Below are 19,206 nucleotides of genomic sequence, written 5' to 3'. Positions count from 1 at the left end.
GTACCTTTTCGGAGGGGGCTTTCGTATAATTTGGTATGCCTATGCAAATCGCTGATCTTGAAACAGCATTACAGACCTTTCTAAAAAAGCACCCGAACGTGTCTGTTCTCGGCTATTTTGGCTCCTACGCCAAAGGCCATCCTCGTCCTGATAGCGATGTTGACATCTGCCTTGCCGAAGATCGCCCAATAAACGCCGAAAAGAAGATCGAGTACATCAACGAACTGACTCTTCTATTAAAGAAAGAAGTTGATCTGTTGGATCTGAATACGGCCAATGGAGTGATCTTGAAAGAGTCCCTGCATACAGCAAAATGGGTGCACAAGGAAACGGCCGTTTTTGCCCAAATTATGAAAAGAATGCTTTTTGACCAAGCCGATTTCCAGCCCTACTATCAGCGCATCTTAAAAGCAAAAAGAGAGAGGTTTCTAAAATCATGACCATAGAAGTCCTCCATCAAAAAATTGAATCCCTGAGAAACTGTATCGAACGAATCGAAAGCAAAAAGCCTTTTGCCGCGGATGACCTTCGTAAAGATTTTGATCTTCAGGATATTATTTCTATCAACCTTGAAAGAGCTGTACAGGTTTGTGTGGATTTAGCTTCGCACCTTCTGGCCGAAAGTGGCGGACGTACACCTACTACGATGGCTGAATCCTTCGTACTTCTCGCGGAGGAGAAAAAGATCTCGACGGAGGTTGCACAGGCCTTAGTAAAGTCCGTCGGTCTTCGCAACCTTTTGGTACACGAATACTCAAAAATCGATTGGGATATCGTCGCCAAAGTTGCCAACGACCACTTGGATACCTTCAGAAATTTCGCAAAGGAAATACTGCAACCTTAAAACTAGAGATCGGCCGTTGTTCTTAGTTACTACTCCGGTTGCTAAAGTTGGGCATGCTCCCGACATGAGATATAAGGAACAACAATATCCAACTTTATGGGTTTTGAACTACATTTAGATCAAAGATCTTTTGCTTCGTAACGTTCGAAGAAATGGTACCGACTTTACCGTTCAAACCGTCAGACCCATTTGCTCCGTCCGCACCTTTAGCTCCTTTTTTGCCGGCACTTGGAACTTGAGCACAGACTCCGTATGTTTTGCCTGGAGCGCCCCCATTACCACCTTCGTGACCTGGAGCTCCCAAACCGCCTTTACCACCCTTACCCACTTGTGTTCCCACCTCTAGTGAGAATTCGCTGAAGTCCTCAACGGTTACAAGCAGATTTCCCGTGTCGCCACCCGGTTGCCCATTCTCACCACTGCTACCCGGAGCACCAGGTGCACCGTCTTGTCCGTTGCCTGCTGCGCGCACACAAATAGGTTGCGCGGGGCTATCTGGGGTCTTTGGAATTCGTCTGGTTACTTCATCTGAGCCATTGGCACCGTCAAGATTGGGATTTCTTTGACGGGAAATTCTTGCTTGTCTTTCAAGTTCTTCCCCGCTTTTTCCATCACGGCCGTTGAAACCAATCAAGGCAACACTCAGCGTGCCCACGGCTTTTTTGGCCGCGATTGTGATGCTTGAGTTATATATTTCGAAGAGATCGCTTCCTATGTTTTGGGCGCTCTGTGTGCGGATTTTGGCGTAAGACGGAAACAAATTGAAGGCCTTATTAGGTGCATCTTCTACAAACAACTTGTTTACAGAAATATTTAGATGCCGCCCGTTGGTGATAATTGCTCCTCCAGACAAAAGGTAAAGTCTGTTGGCATCTAAGTTAGTATTTTCAGTTAAATAATAAGGGTCTGACACAATAATATCTAGGGGAGCTTTGCTAGTAACAGCATATACCGAAATCGGCGAACCGAATGAGTCCATTGATGTAATTTCAATGGCTGATTCTGTCCCCTGCCCCACAGTCGTTTTAAACGAACTTGCCTCAGCTACAATCGACTTTTTTCCATTTATAACAACTGCTACCTTCGGGATGTCCGAAGGCCACGTGATAGTCATTTCGTAAGAACCCATTTCAGCTTCATGGAAAGACACCTGAACATTCTCATCCGTAAGTTGTCCGTTAGATGCGTTCTTAGCTTGCTCTGACTTAATTTGTTCCACAACGTCAACCGCTGGTGGGGCTTTAGCAGCCCCTTTTGATTTTTCCCCGTCGTCCTTCTTAAACGCACAGGCTGACAGCGCTAGAAAACTACAAAGAACTAAGGATGTATAAAATCTCATAAAGCGTCCTTTATAACCAAAAAAGAGATTAGACCGCATAGTTATAACGGAAGACCTGAAAACCATAAACTGTCAGGATTTTATACAGGTAGAAACTTCACGAATGCCTAAATTTAGAAGCAGGCCATGGTATTTACCAATCCCTGCTTTCCATAAGACAAAATAAGGCTATCTTGAGTGACCAAGGTGTATCGGTTTTTACGAGCTGTTGCGACGATGAGGCGATCTGCCGGGTCGCCGTGAAAACCTCCGGGTGTCCAATCCCACGTAGTTTGACCGGTTTCAAGGGGGGCAAATCCCACGTAAGTGGACCGGCTTTGGGGGAAGTAAATCCCACCTAATTTGACCGGGCAATTGCTTACGTTTTCAGCACATTTTCTCCATCTGATCCCATGCGCTAAGCTGCTGGTTTAACAACCAGACTACAGCAAGGAATACGCATGCGGAAACTCAGAAAAAAGGACTTGGAGAAAATCACAGTGGACCGAAAAATCGTCGAAGGCCTTCGCGAAGGACACTCACTCACCGCACTGACTAAATCAACTGGTAAAGGCAAAGGTTACGTCATAAAAATCCGCGACCAGGCGATAGAGCATGGCTATGTAGCCGTCGCAAACCCAGAGAAGAAAATCTACTGCAAAACCTCAAAAGAAATCCCACCTTACCCAGAGGCGCTGTTTCCGCTGCGCGATGGTCGCAGCGAGAAGGCCATTGAAACGGATGCCATCTTAGATCCCAAGCGCGAATGGATCAAGGAGCGCATTGAACTTGGCTGGAGTCCGCAAAGTATTTTTGAAGAGCTTCCGCTCTCTGTCCCGCGATCTAACTTCTACCGCTACATTCACCGCCACAAACTTATGCGATCCGCACCTGCGCGCAATGTGATGGAGCTTGTTCACTCACCGGGGGAATGTCTGCAGGTGGACTGGGGAAAGCTCTTTGACGTCGTCGATCCTGTCACAAAAAAGAAAAAAACAATTTGGATTTTCGTTGGCGTTCTTGGGCATTCTCGTTACGAGATGGCCCGAGTTGTAGAGAAACTCGACTTTGAAACAACTGCCGAAGTTTTAATAAGCATGTTTGAGGAACTTGGCGGAGTCCCTCGTAAAGTGACTTCTGATAATCCCAAAGTCTTTGTTCATGAGGCATCAAAGCACGAGCCGACGTTGAACCCGGCCTTTGAAAGACTGGCCTCGCACTACGGGTTCGTTGTCGAGGCATTGCCGCCTTATTCTCCAGAGAAAAAAGGCAAAGTGGAGCGAATGGTTCCAATGAAGCGTCGCCTTTTTGAATCCTACGATAAGTCCCAATATTCACTGAGCGGCGCACAGTCACACATGAATAAAAAGATGAGTATCGCCAATGAGAGAAAGCACGGGACTCACCTACAAAAACCTTTGGATGTGTTTCTTAACGATGAAGCCTCGTTGTTAAAGCCTCTTCCTTTATTACGCTACGAAGTGGAAACCATCACTCGCTCAACAGTGAGGTCTGATGGTTATGTTCGCTTTGCAAACAAGTACTACCGAGTAGACACAAGACTCAAAGGCGAAATAGCTTTGGTGATTGGTAATTCAGTTCAAGTAAGTATCTACTGCAACGGTCGACTGTTAGAAGTTTACGAGCGCATCCAAGATAAATTCACAAGTAAAGCCTGTAAAGATCATTACAAGGAGTCTTGGGAGAAGACTCTTCAAGATCATGGTCACTATCTGAAGCAAGCAAAAATTATCGGCGTCAATGTTGAGCGCTTTGTAGGAATTATTTTGGCTCGAGGCGAAGGTTTTGTTGATACACGCAGCGTATGGGGTCTTCTGACGCTGAACAAGAAGTACAGCAATGCCGACATCGACAAGGCCTGCCTTTCAGCGCTGGAGTTATCACAGGTAAATTTAAAAACAGTTCATCAACTATTGAATATTATGGCAAAGCCAAAACCCAAAGCTCCTCGTCATGAGGAGGTTTTATCCGCGCAGACGGTGGGAGGTAAGTTTGCGCGCGACATGAGTGAGTATAAAAACCATTTACGTCTGGTTCATAGCAACCAGGCCCACTGAAAGGAAAGACAGTTATGACAATAGATGTGATACGCGATCAGTTAAAGCAGTTACGAATGCCCGCGGCATCCGCAGAGATCGAGGGTTTAGTTCAAAAAGGAAAACGCAGCCAGGATCTTAAGTGGCTCAGTGAGCTTCTATCCACGGAATTAGATGCAAGGGCAGATAACGCCGTAGAAAAAAGGATTAAGAAAGCGGAGTTCCCAGAGCGAAGAAGCTTTGAGCAGTTCAATTGGGATTTCAATAAAAAACTCCCGCGCGAAAAAATCGAGGATCTGAAAGATTTAAAGTTTATCGAGAACAACGAAATTGCATTGTTTTTGGGAAGTCCCGGCACGGGCAAGAGTCATCTTGCGATTGCTCTTGGGATGAGCGCTGCGCAGGCTGGTCACAGTGTTTTTTGTACGAGTGTAAAAAGACTTGGGACAAAGATCCGTAAAGCGCGCGAGAACAATAAGCTCGATGTTTTATTCAAACAAATTCTAACATCAAAGCTATGGATCTTGGATGACTGGGGCGTCGTAACAATGCCACGAGACGTGAGTGAGGAGATCTTCGATTTATTTGATCGACGCAAGCACAATTCGGCTATGATCTTAACCAGCAACCGCGACGTTGAAGAATGGCCACAAGTTTTTACCGATCCGATCCTGGCAAGTGCTGCCATCGACAGGATGTTCGAGAATGCCCATATTTGCATTTTTGAAGGCCCCAGTCACCGCATGAAGGGACGAATAACTTTCAACGATATTGACAGCGAGTAGAAAGACCAATAAACCCTCAAAAATCAGGTGGTCAAAGTATCTGAAACGAACCCGGTCAAACTAAGTGAAACGGAACACCTCCGGGAAGCCGACTTGATTCGACTGCTATATCAACGGAAAGCGGCACAACCTCAATTTGCATATTTGCAACAGCTTGCTCAAGCCAATCCTGACAAGGTTGCGTCAACGCCAAACGCCCTTTAGCCTCAAGCATCGCCACTTCCCAAAGAGAAATGGCAGAGACTGCCAACTGATGCTCACGAAACGCCTTCTCAATCGCTTTTCTCGAGGCAGATTTAGCCATTTTTTCATGCCCTAGGCACACCCAAATCCAAGCATGCGTATCTAACAGGATAGAACTATTTTTCATCCGCATCCCATTTTTCATTCAGAGAACCCACGATATCGCCTTTGATCTCTCCGGTGCCTGCTAAAATGCCAAAGGGACTATCCAGCTCAGAAACATCCGCGTCGGCATCAGCAGGAACGAGCTTCGCAACTGGTTTACCATGCTTGGTAATAGTCACTGCCTGACCGTACTTCTTCACACGGTCCATCAGCATAAGGCATTCTGCTTTAAATTTTCCTGCGGGATATTTTTGAGTCAAAATAGCCTCCAAATAACTATGGTCATTATAACATGGTCATATTTAATTGAAAAGCATCAAGGAATTCTTAATTGCTTCGTGATATCATATATTTAAATTTTACCATTAACCAGAGCGCCAGAAGGTACGCCGTACCTTCTGACAAAGCATCGTTTCTGCAAAACTGGGGTGGTCCCCCCTGTGGAGGGTGCCCCAGCAGGTACCTTTTATTTGAGGCCGAGTAGGAAGTCGAAGTCCTCTTTACTGAGGGCTCCTCCGGCACCGGCAAGGTCCGTGGTGGCTTCGGCTTCAGAGAACAAGCTTTGGAACTTGCGGTTTTTGCGTTCCTTTAGAAGCTCCATTTTTTCTTCCAGTGATTCGTGCATGATGTATCTGAACACCTGCACGGCCTTTCGCTGCCCCAGACGGTGCGCCCGGTCTGTGGCTTGATTTTCCACCGACGGATTCCACCAAGGCTCTAAGTGGAAGACATAGCTGGCTTTGGTCAAATTCAGACCCACACCGCCTGTTTTCAGTGTCATCACAAGTACGGCCCCACCCGGAGTTTCGTTAAAATCCTTTAAAATCTTCTGCCGTTGCTTGGTCGGAATAGCCCCATGCAAGACAAACACCGGAATGCCCACCGCCCGCAAAAGCTTTTCGGTTCTTTCAAGCGTTTGCAGGAACTGAGTGAAGACCAGCGCACTTTCGCCGGACTCGATAATCTCCTGCAGGGAATCCATCAGGGCCTCTAATTTTGGCGGAGTTTTATCGTACTTCACTTCCGGCAAAGCCCCTGGATCAGAACACGCCTGACGAAGGCGCAACAAGGCCGTAAGCATCTGAAGCTGAGACTGATTTTCGCCCACCTCTTTGATTGAGGATTGAATGCGCTCGTTGTACGCGATCGCAATGTCGCGATAGATTTTTTTCTGTTTTTCTTCAAAGGCAATACTGACTTTGGTTTCCTGTTTTTCAGGAAGCTGATTCAGAATTTCTTTCTTGGATCGACGAAGGATTAGTGGTTTGGTTTTAAGTTTTAGATCCTCCACGTCTTCTAACAGAACCACATCTGTGTTCACAAACTGACGGCGGAAGTCATCGTACTTCCCAAGACTTCCCGGGACCACCAGATCCAGCAAAGAATAGAACTCGCCATAGTGGTTTTCCAGCGGAGTCCCCGTCAAACACAGCTTAAAGCGTGCATTGAGCATACGTGCGGAACTTGTGCGTTTAGCAGAGATATTTTTAAGATTCTGAGCTTCGTCGAAGATCAGAACATTCCAATTGTACTGACTTAGGAATTCGCCGTTTTCCATCAACAGACCATAGGTCGTCACAACGACCAAGGGCTCTTTGGCCTCCAGGCGTTTTCCAATACGATCATGGTCTTTGCTGGTGAAGATTTCAAACGGCAGGCCTGGCGTGAATTTCGCCACTTCACTTTCCCAGTTATAGACCAGGCTTGACGGCACAACGATCAAGACCTGTCCCAGTTGACTCTGCGTTCTTAGATATTCCAAGAAACAAAGCGCTTGCAAGGTCTTCCCCAGACCCATGTCGTCGGCAAGCAAAGCCCCCATGCGAAGGGTGTACAAATCCAAAAGCCACTGGAAGCCTTCGTGTTGATAGGTCTTCAGATCCGCTTTGACCGTGTCAGGCACCTTCACCAGGTCTGTGCGTGGTCCCAGGTGATCATAGAAGTTACAAATCTTTTTCCATTCTTCATCGCCACGGAATTTATAACCTGATGCGCGCAAAGCCAAAAGCTCCAAAGCCTGATGCTTGGGCAATTGATAGTACTTGTCAGTCCACGGCTTTTTGCCGGATTCCCGTTTGCCTTTTTGCAGCTTGTTCCAGAATCCTTCCAATCGGCGCAAAGACGGAATCTCAGTCCGAGGAACCAGATAGAATCGGCCGTTATATTCAATAACGCCACCGCCACCCAGGCTTTTGAGTTGTTTCGAATCGATCTCCTGCCCCTGCAGGAAGAAGCGCGGATTGAGCTCAAACCAATTCAACATGCCTTCATCAAGCTTGCTGACGATCTGGAAATCCACGACAAATTCGTCTTTGGCCAGTTCTTCCAGACGCTGACCGCGCACATACAGACGAATCCCATGATCCATCAAAGGCTGCAGAAGTCCCAGCGACTGTGTGGGGGTGACATCTTCCTTCCCCCAGCTTGGCATAAAGAAATGTCCTTTTTCCAGCATCGGATCTTCTTCCAGCTTCCCGTCCCAGATTTTAGTTAAAATCCCGGTGCGCGCCCGCTTAAACGCAGATCCTTGCGTGGAAAGCGCCATGTATTTTAGTATCTCATAAACAACGCGGAACTCACGTTCAACAGAGCCAGAGAAAAGATACTCCCCTTTGGGACTGTAGACGGCCTCCCGTTCAGCCAGCATTTTTAGGATCTTTGCAACGTAGTCCTCAAACACACTCAGAGTGCTTTTGGAGCACAACTCGTCCAGAGGTTGGGTTTTGTTTAAACTAACACCGTCCCCGGTCACAATCAGCGAGTGGATTTTTGAAGACACCACTTTCAACAGATTCTGCGGACTGCAGGTCGTGCCATCCGTAAGTTGCTTGTCGAAATGAAGGCTTAATGTTTCAAGTGTCAGATACTGCAAGGCTCCCAGATGCTTTAAAAGCTTCAGGTCCCATTCACGTTTCTTGAAGCTGGTTGATGCCAGGGTCTTGACTTCACTTTGCAGAAGAAACCCAAGCCCCTCCTGCAGCGTGCGCAGAATCAGAATAACAGGCGTGCTAAAGCCATTCTGAGAAACACTTTGGGTTTCAGAAAGATGGAATACTTTTTCAATAGTAAAGCCGGCATCATCTTGATGGTGCAGATTTAAAACACTTCCATTGGCACCCACATCGTGACTGCCTCCTTCAACCTTCACCGGAAGGGCCCGACTGCGCAGGAACTTCATGAAAGACGCCGTCTCGCTTTTTCCTTCCACATTCAAGTGCGAAAAATGCAATGGCTTTTCCGTACCCAGTTTGCGTGAATAGAACTGCTCGACAGCTTCGAATTCTTTTTTCCAGCCGAAGGCCACCAGATGGCCCAGCCCAAAATCGATGGCAAAGTTATCAAAGAACGCATAACGTTCTTGAGGTTTCTTGGCGCGCAAAACAGCCGAGGTGCGAACTTCTTCTTCCCCGCTGAACTCGACCTGCCATTGAAAGGCGTGTTCTGCTTCGACAGAAATGTTTTTTATCTGCAAAGCCTTCCCCAGGTCTTTCAGATCCTGCACGAAAAACTTCAGATCCCCTTTGTTCACACGGCGGATGATGCGATTTAAAAGCTCTTGCATGACCGCTTCAATATCCAGCAAATCACGACTAAAGAAACGGTGCGGATCACTGGGAAGCAGAGGCCACAAAACTTCAAAACTTTCTTTACGCGCAGGGGCTGGCAGCAGGTCTCGGGGCACAATCGCACGATAGGCGTGGCGCAGGATATCCTTACTGCTTACAGCCACTCCGTCGCTAAAATTATAACGAAGAATCCCGGCAAGCTGGTGCTGATTCTTACTGTCAGCCCAGTACACGGTTTCTTTTTGTGGGTTGCCTCGGAAGGCCTGCGGCAGTCCCCACACAGCTCCGGTTGAACCATCCTCACTGTCAGCTACGTGCGACAACTCGTAAGGCATCGAAACTTCCGGCAGGAAGTCCTCTAACGGCAGCGCTTCGTCCAGAGAAAGAGGCTCTGTCACCAGCGACAATGATTCCAGCTTCAAATCCAACGGGAGACCTTTGGCATCGCCTTCTCCGCGTTCGGTTTTTTTCGTCTCTGTCAGATCCCAGAAGTCTTCGCAGAAGTTACTGACTTGAAAACTATGATTGCGCAGGAATCCGCGATCCACAGACAAGGCCCACCAGATCAGTATCAAAGCGGCCCATGCGTGCTGACAGATATCGTCGGCATCCTTGCGGCTTTGTGCGCACTGGGCACAGTGGAAGGTCAGCTCTCCACCCTCACCATCTTCGGTGACGCTGACATAGGACTTTTTAAGGGAACTTTCTTCAGCAAAGACAAAGTGGATCTCCAGACCTCCGTCATCGGCTTTTTGTATGCGATGACTGTCCAGGGCAAAGGACTTCAGTATCTTAAAAGCCTTTTCGGCAACGGGCATTTGTTCAAGGGTCGCAAGATCCTTGGGGCTGACTAAATGAGAAATTTTTTGCAGTGTTAATCCGAAAAAGGCCATCCCTACAACTTAGCAGAAGTCGCAGAAGAATAAAATTCTTTATACCACTGAATGGTTTCTTTTAGAGTGTTTTGCAGGTTTCGCTGTGGTTCCCAGCCTAGATCCTGCTTTGCCAGATGCGAATTTAGCTCACCGTGACGGGACGGTGTGGATTTTATCTCTTCATTCAAAGAAAGTTGTGCCTTTGCACCCCATTCTTCTGCTAAAATGCGCGCCACTTCGCCGACGGCGTGAACTTCAGAAGGTCCAAAATTATAGCTAGCCGCAAGCTTTGGACCTTTTTCAATCAAACCTTCCGCCAATGCCAAAAGACCCTCGACCTGATCCTGAACGGCGATCCACGGACGCAGGGATTGAGGATTTCTTAGCGTAAAGGCCTCGCCTGCGACAAACGCTTTTACAGCCTGAGGAATCAGGGCCTGCTCAGTGAAATCCCCGCCCCCTATGGCTGATCCCATACGGGCTGTGGCGATGGCGATTTTATGTTTGTTGTATTTTTCCGGCGCAAAAAAAGTCTGACGATAAGACATCGCAATTAATTCGGAACAAAGTTTTGCCGTGGGCAGGATCGCAGATGCCGCAACACGGTCTTCTTCCGTGTAAGCGTCCTGAGAAGTTTTGCGTGCATAGACCTTGTCAGAACTAACAACCACGACAGCACGAACCGAGGCTGTTTCACGCATCAGCTCCATCAGCGTTGCCGTGCCCAGAGCCGCCTTACTGAGGGTTTCCAGGGCCCGGGCTTGCGCTTCCTGCAAAAGACCGGATTCGCCTAAATGAATGACAACATCCGCCTGCGCAAAAGACAGAGCCTCGCGCAGAACGGCTTCATCGCGCAAATCCCCAAAAGTCATGGAGATCTTCTGTCCCAGATTTTCCAGATCAAAAAGATTCGTTTCGGTTGCCGGGGCCTCACCAAAACCAAAAACCTGCGCGTTCTTTGCAAGCAAGGCTTTCACCACCCAAGTCCCTAAAAATCCTGTTGGCTGGGTGACGAAAACGCGTTTATTGCTCCAAAAGCTTTTTGTAGTGGTCATGCAATAGTTTTAACGGCTAATAGCCTTTCAATCACTCACTTTTTGGCCGATTTTCAGACAACGCTTTGACCTTCCCCGCCCCAGACGCCTTTTAAACACGTACCCAGGTTGCAAGCCCCCCCCTGAAAGAGGAAAAAATGGACAAAACCATCAATATAGGTAATAATAAACCAATATGAAGGCCCGACTGCTTTTCTACCACAAAGCTTGGGTTCAGGGCCGATTTGTGATCGAAATGACAATTCATGATGTCGGTCGGTCCAAGAAATATCCTCAAGGGATTAAGTACGGGTTGATTTGTAAAGATATCACGAGCGGACACTTTGTTTTATTCGATAATCACCACCCAAAGGGCCCGCACTATCACATAGGAACGCAAGAGTTTACCTATGTCTTTTCAACTGAGGACCAGCTCATTGAGGACTTCAAACAGAACGTACTGTACGAATTGGGAGTTAAACTATGAAAACACTTATCGTCTCAATCAAAAGCCCGAGCGAAGCCCTGAATGATTTCAAGGCAGCCTTGAGCGCTGCCCGCAAGCATAAGCTGAAACAAGACCATTTTGAAATCTCATTCGACAACAAAAAAGACTTTGACCGCTTCGCAAAGAATATTGCTCTTCTGTCGACGATCATCATCCACAAGCCCAAATCTGTCTATGAACTGGCAAAGATCGCGAAAATGGATGTCTCCAACCTTAACAAGATCATTCTTTTCTTGGAAGAAGTTGGAGCAATTAAAATACGCGAGTCCACACAAAATGGGCGCAAAATAAAAACTCCTCTTGTGGAGTACAAGCAAATTCAAATAGACTTAAGCGCCGCCTAGAAGGTTTTGCTCAACGCCCTGATTGCGATGGTCCGGGTGAACCCAGTGCGCCAGCACTTTTCCTTCATAGCTCCAGAAAAAGCCGATGGGATCTGTATCGAAAATAGCGACCTTCAACTGACCTTTACCTTCAGTAGCCTTCATTTTCAGCAGAGTTTGCGCCAGGGATTCCTTATTAATGGCCCCTGAAGATGCCGAAGGCGTGCAAAACTCTTCGTAAAGACGAGCCAGAAGTGAAAGCTCCACCAGGCTAAACATACTATCGCGAACCAGATATTTTTCAGTTTGAAGTGATGACATCCCTAAAGCCTAACGACTCGCCCTACCCAATGCAATCCCAAGAAGGACGCCCCAGACGCAGTGTAGCCAGAAAACTGGACCACCGCACGGAGGGCCGCCAACAGGCGCCTGTTATTCGGTGGCGGCGATGAATTTGGGTTTGGGCCTTGAGTGAGTCGCTTCTTCCATGAAATGCGCCATGACTTCAGCGAGCATCAAACTGACGTGGCCCCCAGAGTTTTCTATTTCAGGAATATCGGCAATATAAAAACGATTTTTCGAGCGCACGATATAGGGCACCAGTTCGCGGGTGCGGGAGTTTCTGGACTCTGCCAACGTTACGAACTTTGAAACATCCGCTGGCAGAAGCTCAACTTGTTCATAAACGCGGTTGTCGCGACTTTTTTTGAAGGTCCCACCTTCATAGACGATCTCGTCAAAAAAACCACGCGCATCGGGCCTTGCCGAGCGAAGGAAGCGCAATCCAAGGTCTGTCTCTAAACGTGGACCCATTTGCCAGATATTGTAACCGAACCAAGCAACGCTCCCCCTGGCATTCATAAAGTCTTCAACGAATACCCGGGGAACGCGATGGTCAAAATGAGTTCCGATATAAATATTTTTATCACACAGCCCGATCATCCCCCGCTGGTACAGATCAATGGGAGCCTTGTGGATTAGCACCCCTTCATAAGGCGACAACAGACGCTGCAGAGCGACTGCGAACGCGCGGCCGGACTGCACCTGAGCTTCCCCTTCTGGATCAAAGAAAATCTGCAGACAAGAGCCTTGTTGCTTTGGGGTCATTTCTTTAAAGGCCATCGCCCCAAGAACACCCACCGCCGCTAAAGCGAAGAGAATTTTTCTGCCTCGGCTTAACATGATTCACCTGCTTGAAAAGGGATGAAATCACGCTATCCAAGCTTCTTTTAAAACTCGAGTTAAGATCATGTAAGTAAGTTTTCGACAGATAGTTCGACCCCCGCAACGAAATCGCATTGTAAACTGACAAAGACCTCGCTATGCTAATTTTCTATGAACAAGTTTTTGGCTTCAGTCTTGATTCTCAGCGCTCCCCTGTTCGCCAACGCCTTTGAATTGGCGCAGGGCCTGACTCCGCCGGGGCAGCAGCGCACGATCTTCAGTTACAGCGGCACTTTTTATGATAAGGCCGAGTTCCCCCAGGAACGCGCCAACATGTCTTATCAGTCACTTAATTCGTTGGTGCCTGTCTATAAGACGGATTCCGAGTCTTTCAGTGTTTCTTTTTCCGGCGATCAGCTTAAAGTCGATCCTTCGCAGAATGGTTATTCAGAGCTTTACGATATCAAATTCGGGGCAAGCTACACCCAACTGCTCAGCGAAAAACGCATGTGGTCTGTGATGATGAATTATGGTTCTGCCAGCGACAAACCATTCTATGACCCCACCGTTTCAACTCTGGGTCTGACAGCAATGTACTCTTACCCCAGCGACGAAAAAAGCAGCTGGCTGCTGCTGGCGAACTATTCTAACAACCGTCCGATCCTGAACAACATCCCACTTCCGGGCTTTGCCTGGTTCTATTTCCCCTCGAAAGAATTCCGCCTGGTTCTGGGGGCGCCATTTGCCTCTCTGAACTGGCAGTTCGCCGACAAATGGGGCGTCAACTTCTTCACCCTGGTTCCGTGGATCATCAAGGGCTCTGTGTACTATAAATTGAATGACTACGCACAAGCTTATACGGGTTTGGATTTTTCTCAGGTGACCTATCTGCCCTATGGCCGCGAAAACCGCGCCGACAGATTGTTCGTAAACCCTGCGTAATACGCGCTATTGACGGATGGCTCGTGCGTGTGCCAGGGGTGTTGGTGGGATTTTTCCTTCGGCCACCATGTGTAGCGCCATTGAAAGGTACGTTCTCGGATCGAGGTCGTTCTTTTTGCAGGATTCGATAATTGTGAATAACGTAGCAGCAGTTTCCGCGCCAGCATGATTTCCAGATCCGTAATAGTTCTTGCGCCCCACTACGGCATGACGGATGGTGCGTTCAGCTTCATTGTTGGACAGCGGGATACGCTGATCCCTCAAGAATAACGTAAACCCATTCCATCTCTTGGTAAGATACTCAATGGCCTTGCGCTTCTGGCTTCCCGGACGGGACTTGGGGTGCTCTTCTAAAAGTTTTTGGTGAAGATCTTCGGCGACGGCGCGACTTTTCTCATTTCGCAAACGCAGAAGTTCTTCAAACGACGTGGCCCCTCGCTCAATCTCAAACAACCTGTCAATGTCATCCAGTATTGGTTTTACGGTGGGATCATGGTCTTCAATTTTTATAAATTCTCGGCGCGCATGCGCCCAGCAAAATGCCTGAGGAATGCCAGCTTCTTCAAGTACGTTGTAACCGCCATAACCATCGGTAACCACGGGACCAGTATAGCCACTTAAAAACTCTTGCACGACTTGCCCAGAACGAGTTGGTTTGAACAAATAGTGACTGCCGTAGCGATTGCTCACGATCCACATGTATCCGTCTTTTTCGTTCTTATTTTGGATACCCCATGGGGTTTCATCCAAGTGAAGTGCTAGATCGCTTGATTTTAGCTCGCTCAAGATTTCCGTCTGAACAGGTTCAAGGCTTGCTGCTGCAAGCCCGCTAAGGCGTGACAATGTACTGTTCTTGATCCCTTTAAGACCAAGGGACTCTATCTCTCGGGTTTGCCGTTCCAAAGGCATGTGACTGATATACTTATCAGCCACGACACTGACCACAAAGTCAGTCGAATAGTTCATGCCAGGCAATAGGCTGGAGGGGCCATTGGCGGTGATGATGACTTCTTTGTCCGGATCCGAGTTAAATTTGGGATCAAGCTTATATTTGTACTTTTTATGAACTTCTTTGACGTAAGAGCGTTCGATTATCTGAATACGGAAGGATTCGTCGTACAGGCCAGTATTTTTCCACATCGCAGGCTGTGGGTTTTCAATGCCACGTGATTTGGCTTCTTCGTTGAGTTCGTCGTCGTTAAGGTGGTGAGCAATTTCTAATTCTGGCAGGTTGGCCCATTTATTCTTCTTTTGATCTTCTCGGGATACTTCCGCCGGGAAAGCTGCCTGACTAAATAGAAGTGCTTCGGTTTGGCTTCTATCGCGGGGACGGTCTGTAGCCTCGGCGCGCTTCTCAGAGGATTTACCGAAAAGACTGCGACGAAGAAGCTTTACTTGCTCCTCCATTGCAAATGCCGACTGCTCTTTCTCAAACCGCTGCTTTTCGATGGCCTCAATCCGAGCTTCAAGCTTGCGATTATGCTCAATAAGATTCGCCATCAGCTGCGCAACCAGCTCTGGGCTTTCCTCTTTGAGGATTTTCTTTATTTTCTTGAGATCATCTTGTGCCATCTATGGATGACTTTGGCTGAGTCCTTTCGGGAGTTCAACAGACTCCCTTTGCGTCACTGGACTTTGTGGCGACAATGATCTGTCAACGACGGGTTTGCGTACAACACTGCCATGAAGAATCAACTTAAGCTCGTCCTGCGAAATCTCGTACCGACCGAGGAGCTCAGATAATGACATGAACCGACCTCGTTCAATCCTCTTTGCAATCAGCACCAGGCCACTGCCGTCATAAACCAGTATTTTAACCCGCTTCCTGTTCTTTCCAAAAAACAGGTAAATGTGCCCTTGATCCATAATGGCATTCATTTGATGTACACACAGAGAGTGCAATCGCTCAAATCCACAACGCATATCAATCTCGTCGCGGTACACAAAAACTCGGAGTCCTTTTCGGTCAACAAACATCACATTTCCCGAAGCTGACTTAGAAAGGATACAGCCTTGTGTTCTGGGAGGCAGATTAGGTATCCATCTGGAGTTGTGACTGTGACCATCTCAACTTTATGATCCGGTGATAAAGTTGGTATTGTGACGGTCCCAATTTTAGTTTTTTTGACCACCGGCAGGCTATGAAAATGACTGGCGGCCTTGCGGCCGCGGCTATCCGGAAGTCCCTCTGGCCGCCATTCCAGAATCGAGTAGTATGATATATCAATGGCCACAGATATGGCCTTGCCGTTCATACCAAGGGCGTACAGCTTGCTAACTCGATCTTTGATGGCATTGGGCCAGGCTTTACGTTCGCTACCAACCTCGGCTTGGTATTGTTCTTTGATCTGCTTGATTTCTTCGATGATTTTATTGGTTTCGCTCATGCCCCGAGCATGACAGGACGGTGGATCGGACGGAAGACGCGTATTACGCAGGGGTTACGATTGTTCTATGATGAAAAGAAATTCTTCGTGGGTATCAAATCCCCACTATCAAAATCCATGTTCGCAGACTTAGAAATGGGCCATTCGTTCGACCGTCAATTCTTCCAAGCCGAAAACTACGAGATCAACCCCAAGAACAAGGTCGACATCGGCAACGCCTACTACGCCAAACTAAGCCTTAGATACATCATCTTCTAAAGCGATCAGATGCGCCAACGACGCACTGTAGCCAGAAAAAACAACCAGGCACCTTTTAGGAAAACCGTTCAAAAAGGTGCAGATGCAAGGCGGAGGGGTTCCTCTGAAGCGGAGGCGTGCTTCCTGCACGTCGGAGCGAAAGAGGTCCCCCGACAACGCAGTCAGATGCGCCTTTTTCAACGGTTTTACCCGAAGCGGCCGGTGATGTAGTTTTCGGTTCTTTGGTCTTTCGGGTTGGTGAAGATTTGGTCGCTGGCTCCGAATTCGATCAGATCGCCCAAATACATGAAGGCGGTGAAATCGGACACGCGGGCTGCCTGGTGCAAACTGTGGGTGACAATAGCGATGGTCACGTCTTTGCGCAGTTCCTGAATCAACTCTTCGATGTGACGAGTGGAGATCGGATCTAAGGCTGATGTTGGTTCATCCAAGAGCAGGATCTCGGGCTCTGTCGCCAAGGCGCGCGCGATACACAGGCGCTGCTGTTGACCGCCGGACAAGGCCGTTGCGGAAGAGTGCAAACGGTCTTTGACCTCGTTCCACAGACTGGCTTGCTGCAGGGACTTTTCGACTTGTTCTTCGATGAAGCTTTTCTTTTTAACCCCGCGAACCGTCAGGCCGTAGGCGACATTGTCGTAGATGCTCTTAGGGAACGGATTGGGTTTTTGGAAAACCATCCCGATACGCATGCGCACTTCCATCGGATCGATTTCTTTACCCAGAATGTTTCTTTGATCTGGATACAGCAGGATCTCACCATTGTACTGGGCATTGGCATACAGATCGTGCATGCGGTTGAAACAACGAAGCAGCGTGGTCTTCCCGCAGCCTGATGGACCGATCAATGCCGTCACGCGGTTTTCATAGATTGGCAACGTGATGCCATTAAGCACCTTTTTATCGCCGTAAGAAAAAATCAAATTCTTTACTTCAGCCCGCAAATTCATCTGCTGCATAAACTACCACTTCATCTTTTTACGGAAACGGGAGCGCAGATAGATCGCCCCACCGTTCATAATCAAAGTCATCACAAGCAAAACCACCCCTGTGGCCGCCGCGTTCACATGGAACTCGGGCTGCGGGCGTGACAACCAGTTAAACATCTGAATCGGCATCACGGTGAATGGATCCATGAGCCACTTAAAGTTCACATAAGGGAACTGCCCGTCAATCGGAGGCGTTGGCAAAAACGCAATAAACGTTAGCGCCCCAATGGTGATCAAGGGTGCCGTTTCCCCGATTGCACGCGACAGGGAAATAATCACTCCGGTCAAAATCCCGCCGGAAGAATATGGCAGAATATGATAGCGCACCGTCTGCCACTTGCTGGCCCCCATGGCGTAACTGGCTTCGCGAATGGTGTTAGGGATCGCGCGAATAGCTTCCCGCGTGGTCACAATGATAATAGGCAAAACCAAAAGCCCCAGGGTCAAGCCAGCGGTCAGAATGCTCTGCCCCAATTTTAGCTTATACACGAACAAGCCCAACGCCATCAGACCGTAGGTGATCGATGGGATTCCGGCCAGGTTGATGATATTGAGCTCAATGATTTGAGACACCCAGTTTTTCTTAGCGTACTCTTCCAGATAAACCCCGGCAGCCACCCCCAGCGGGATGGCACAGAACGCGGTGGTGATCATGATACAGAAAGACCCCACCCAGGCTGACAAGATCCCCGCTTTTTCAGCAAAGCGTGAGGGGAAGTTTACAAAAAACTCAGCATTAATGCGTGGAACACCGGTGATCGCCAGATCGACGATTAAAGCCAGCAACGTCACCAAAGCAAAAAGCAACGCCAAAAGCCCCATCATAGCAAACACAAAGTCCCACAACTGACGGCGCTTGATATTGGCTAAAAGATCCTGACGGGATTCCACTATTCTTTCTCCTGGAACTTTTTGCGCAGCCAAAGGCCAACGATATTAAAGCACAAAGTCAGCACCAAAAGGCTTAACCCTGCCACATAGATGGATTGGTAACCAATGGAACCGTGAGGCAAGTCCCCCAGACTGACTTGAACGATAAAGGCGGTGATCGTCGCCGCAGGCTCTGTCGGGTTCAGGGTCAGATTCGGCTGCATACCCGCGGCAATGGCAACAACCATCGTTTCACCCAAAGCGCGCGAGATCCCCAAAACATAGGCCGAAGTGATTCCCGAAAAGGCCGCAGGGATCACCACCCGGAAGGCTGTCTGCATACGAGACGCCCCCACGGCAAAAGAGGCCTCACGCAAATGATTCGGCACTGAGCGCATGGCATCTTCGCTGAGACTGCTGACGTAAGGCACGATCATCACTCCGATGACGATCCCGGCACTGAGCACGTTAAAGCCACTTAAAGTCGGAATGATTTTTTGCAAAAGAGGTGTCACAAACAGCAATGCGAAATAGCCGTAGACCACTGTCGGCACGGCCGCTAAAAGCTCTAACATAGGCTTTAGAACTTCACGCCAGCTGGGGCGAACGTATTCACTTAAAAAAGCTGCCGCGACTGTCCCCAGGGGAATCGCCACGGTCAGCGCAATCACCGTGGAAAGCAAAGTTCCACTCAGCAAAGGCAAAATACCGTATCGGGCGTTTTCAAAAAGAGGTGTCCACTGCGTATCGGTCAGGAATTCTTTTAAAGTCACATGCTCGAAGAACGGCAGACTTTCCACCACCAGAATCCCCACGATTCCGATGGTCACCAAAACCGAAGAGGCCGCCGCCAGAAACAAAACTGTTTCAATGGCACGTTCCCGTAGACGACGCATCCGCCGAACCGGATGGTCAGCGGATGTGAATTCAGAAAGTTTTCT

General features: G+C 48.3%; 20 protein-coding genes. 7 read left to right on the top strand and 13 right to left on the bottom strand.

The annotated features are described in order from the left end of the window. Positions 1-35 precede the first annotated feature (35 nt). Together mntA and hepT are read left to right on the top strand one after the other, a co-directional pair. The gene (gene mntA, locus ACZ5ZV_RS07465) at positions 36-440 is read left to right on the top strand and encodes a type VII toxin-antitoxin system MntA family adenylyltransferase antitoxin (protein ID WP_464120793.1); all 405 of its coding nucleotides are present in this window, start codon (positions 36-38) and stop codon (positions 438-440) included. Further along, complete coding sequence (gene hepT / locus ACZ5ZV_RS07460) at positions 437-844, top strand: type VII toxin-antitoxin system HepT family RNase toxin (protein ID WP_464120792.1); 408 nt, start codon at positions 437-439, stop codon at positions 842-844. Before mntA ends, hepT begins: the two co-directional genes overlap by 4 nt. A gap of 94 nt (positions 845-938) precedes the next feature. On the opposite strand, the gene ACZ5ZV_RS07455 is transcribed toward hepT, so the two are convergent. Continuing rightward, a complete protein-coding gene (locus ACZ5ZV_RS07455) occupies positions 939-2,183 on the bottom strand; it encodes a hypothetical protein (RefSeq protein ID WP_464120791.1) in 1,245 nt (414 codons plus the stop codon). A 440-nt stretch (positions 2,184-2,623) separates the two neighbouring features. Between ACZ5ZV_RS07455 and istA the strand changes: the two genes are divergently transcribed. Together istA and istB are read left to right on the top strand one after the other, a co-directional pair. After that, the gene (gene istA / locus ACZ5ZV_RS07450) at positions 2,624-4,240 is read left to right on the top strand and encodes an IS21 family transposase (RefSeq protein ID WP_464117241.1); all 1,617 of its coding nucleotides are present in this window, start codon (positions 2,624-2,626) and stop codon (positions 4,238-4,240) included. A 14-nt stretch (positions 4,241-4,254) separates the two neighbouring features. Further along, the gene (gene istB / locus ACZ5ZV_RS07445; protein WP_464117240.1) at positions 4,255-5,004 is read left to right on the top strand and encodes an IS21-like element helper ATPase IstB; all 750 of its coding nucleotides are present in this window, start codon (positions 4,255-4,257) and stop codon (positions 5,002-5,004) included. A gap of 55 nt (positions 5,005-5,059) precedes the next feature. Here istB and ACZ5ZV_RS07440 read toward each other — a convergent pair whose 3' ends face one another. The 4 genes from ACZ5ZV_RS07440 to ACZ5ZV_RS07425 form a co-directional block, all read right to left on the bottom strand. Continuing rightward, complete coding sequence (locus tag ACZ5ZV_RS07440; RefSeq protein ID WP_464120790.1) at positions 5,060-5,374, bottom strand: type II toxin-antitoxin system VapC family toxin; 315 nt, start codon at positions 5,372-5,374, stop codon at positions 5,060-5,062. Beyond that, positions 5,364-5,612 carry a type II toxin-antitoxin system Phd/YefM family antitoxin gene (locus ACZ5ZV_RS07435; protein WP_464120789.1) on the bottom strand — a complete coding sequence of 83 codons (249 nt, stop codon included), beginning with the start codon at positions 5,610-5,612 and terminating at the stop codon, positions 5,364-5,366. The genes ACZ5ZV_RS07440 and ACZ5ZV_RS07435 overlap by 11 nt, the downstream gene beginning before the upstream one ends. 206 nt (positions 5,613-5,818) lie before the next feature. Continuing rightward, positions 5,819-9,811, bottom strand: coding sequence for a DEAD/DEAH box helicase (locus ACZ5ZV_RS07430; RefSeq protein ID WP_464120788.1), 3,993 nt, complete (start codon positions 9,809-9,811; stop codon positions 5,819-5,821). 2 nt (positions 9,812-9,813) lie between these two features. Next, on the bottom strand, positions 9,814-10,848 hold the full coding sequence (locus ACZ5ZV_RS07425) for an NAD-dependent epimerase/dehydratase family protein (protein ID WP_464120787.1): 1,035 nt from the start codon (positions 10,846-10,848) through the stop codon (positions 9,814-9,816). Between the two features lie 462 nt (positions 10,849-11,310). On the opposite strand from ACZ5ZV_RS07425, the gene ACZ5ZV_RS07420 reads away from it, so the two are divergent. Further along, complete coding sequence (locus ACZ5ZV_RS07420; protein ID WP_464120786.1) at positions 11,311-11,679, top strand: HVO_A0114 family putative DNA-binding protein; 369 nt, start codon at positions 11,311-11,313, stop codon at positions 11,677-11,679. Here ACZ5ZV_RS07420 and ACZ5ZV_RS07415 read toward each other — a convergent pair. Continuing rightward, a complete protein-coding gene (locus tag ACZ5ZV_RS07415) occupies positions 11,665-11,979 on the bottom strand; it encodes a hypothetical protein (RefSeq protein WP_464120785.1) in 315 nt (104 codons plus the stop codon). The two genes, ACZ5ZV_RS07420 and ACZ5ZV_RS07415, sit on opposite strands and share 15 nt — an antisense overlap. Before the next feature lie 111 nt (positions 11,980-12,090). Then, positions 12,091-12,840 (bottom strand): hypothetical protein, encoded by a 750-nt coding sequence (locus tag ACZ5ZV_RS07410; protein WP_464120784.1) that lies wholly within the window; start codon positions 12,838-12,840, stop codon positions 12,091-12,093. A gap of 153 nt (positions 12,841-12,993) precedes the next feature. Between ACZ5ZV_RS07410 and ACZ5ZV_RS07405 the strand changes: the two genes are divergently transcribed. Next, positions 12,994-13,764 carry a hypothetical protein gene (locus ACZ5ZV_RS07405; RefSeq protein WP_464120783.1) on the top strand — a complete coding sequence of 257 codons (771 nt, stop codon included), beginning with the start codon at positions 12,994-12,996 and terminating at the stop codon, positions 13,762-13,764. A 6-nt stretch (positions 13,765-13,770) separates the two neighbouring features. Here the strand turns inward: ACZ5ZV_RS07405 and tnpC are convergent, their stop codons facing one another. From tnpC to ACZ5ZV_RS07390, 3 genes are read right to left on the bottom strand one after another with little or no spacing between them, the layout of a single operon-like run. Beyond that, positions 13,771-15,336, bottom strand: coding sequence for an IS66 family transposase (gene tnpC, locus ACZ5ZV_RS07400; protein WP_464118790.1), 1,566 nt, complete (start codon positions 15,334-15,336; stop codon positions 13,771-13,773). Next, positions 15,337-15,741, bottom strand: coding sequence for an IS66 family insertion sequence element accessory protein TnpB (gene tnpB / locus ACZ5ZV_RS07395; protein ID WP_464118791.1), 405 nt, complete (start codon positions 15,739-15,741; stop codon positions 15,337-15,339). Further along, positions 15,741-16,151, bottom strand: a complete 411-nt coding sequence (locus tag ACZ5ZV_RS07390) for a hypothetical protein (RefSeq protein WP_464118810.1) — start codon at positions 16,149-16,151, stop codon at positions 15,741-15,743. The genes tnpB and ACZ5ZV_RS07390 overlap by 1 nt, the downstream gene beginning before the upstream one ends. A gap of 60 nt (positions 16,152-16,211) precedes the next feature. Between ACZ5ZV_RS07390 and ACZ5ZV_RS07385 the strand changes: the two genes are divergently transcribed. Then, positions 16,212-16,409 carry a hypothetical protein gene (locus tag ACZ5ZV_RS07385; protein ID WP_464120782.1) on the top strand — a complete coding sequence of 66 codons (198 nt, stop codon included), beginning with the start codon at positions 16,212-16,214 and terminating at the stop codon, positions 16,407-16,409. A gap of 185 nt (positions 16,410-16,594) precedes the next feature. On the opposite strand, the gene pstB is transcribed toward ACZ5ZV_RS07385, so the two are convergent. From pstB to pstC, 3 genes are read right to left on the bottom strand one after another with little or no spacing between them, the layout of a single operon-like run. Beyond that, positions 16,595-17,365 carry a phosphate ABC transporter ATP-binding protein PstB gene (pstB, locus tag ACZ5ZV_RS07380; RefSeq protein ID WP_464120781.1) on the bottom strand — a complete coding sequence of 257 codons (771 nt, stop codon included), beginning with the start codon at positions 17,363-17,365 and terminating at the stop codon, positions 16,595-16,597. Between the two features lie 3 nt (positions 17,366-17,368). Then, the gene (gene pstA / locus ACZ5ZV_RS07375) at positions 17,369-18,286 is read right to left on the bottom strand and encodes a phosphate ABC transporter permease PstA (RefSeq protein WP_464120780.1); all 918 of its coding nucleotides are present in this window, start codon (positions 18,284-18,286) and stop codon (positions 17,369-17,371) included. Next, the gene (gene pstC / locus ACZ5ZV_RS07370; protein WP_464120779.1) at positions 18,286-19,161 is read right to left on the bottom strand and encodes a phosphate ABC transporter permease subunit PstC; all 876 of its coding nucleotides are present in this window, start codon (positions 19,159-19,161) and stop codon (positions 18,286-18,288) included. The genes pstA and pstC overlap by 1 nt, the downstream gene beginning before the upstream one ends. Between the last annotated feature and the right edge of the window lie 45 nt (positions 19,162-19,206).

The organism is Bdellovibrio sp. HAGR004 (assembly GCF_055397015.1).
The sequence above is the reverse complement of the archived record's forward strand: the minus strand, read 5'-3'. Positions and strand labels throughout refer to the sequence as shown.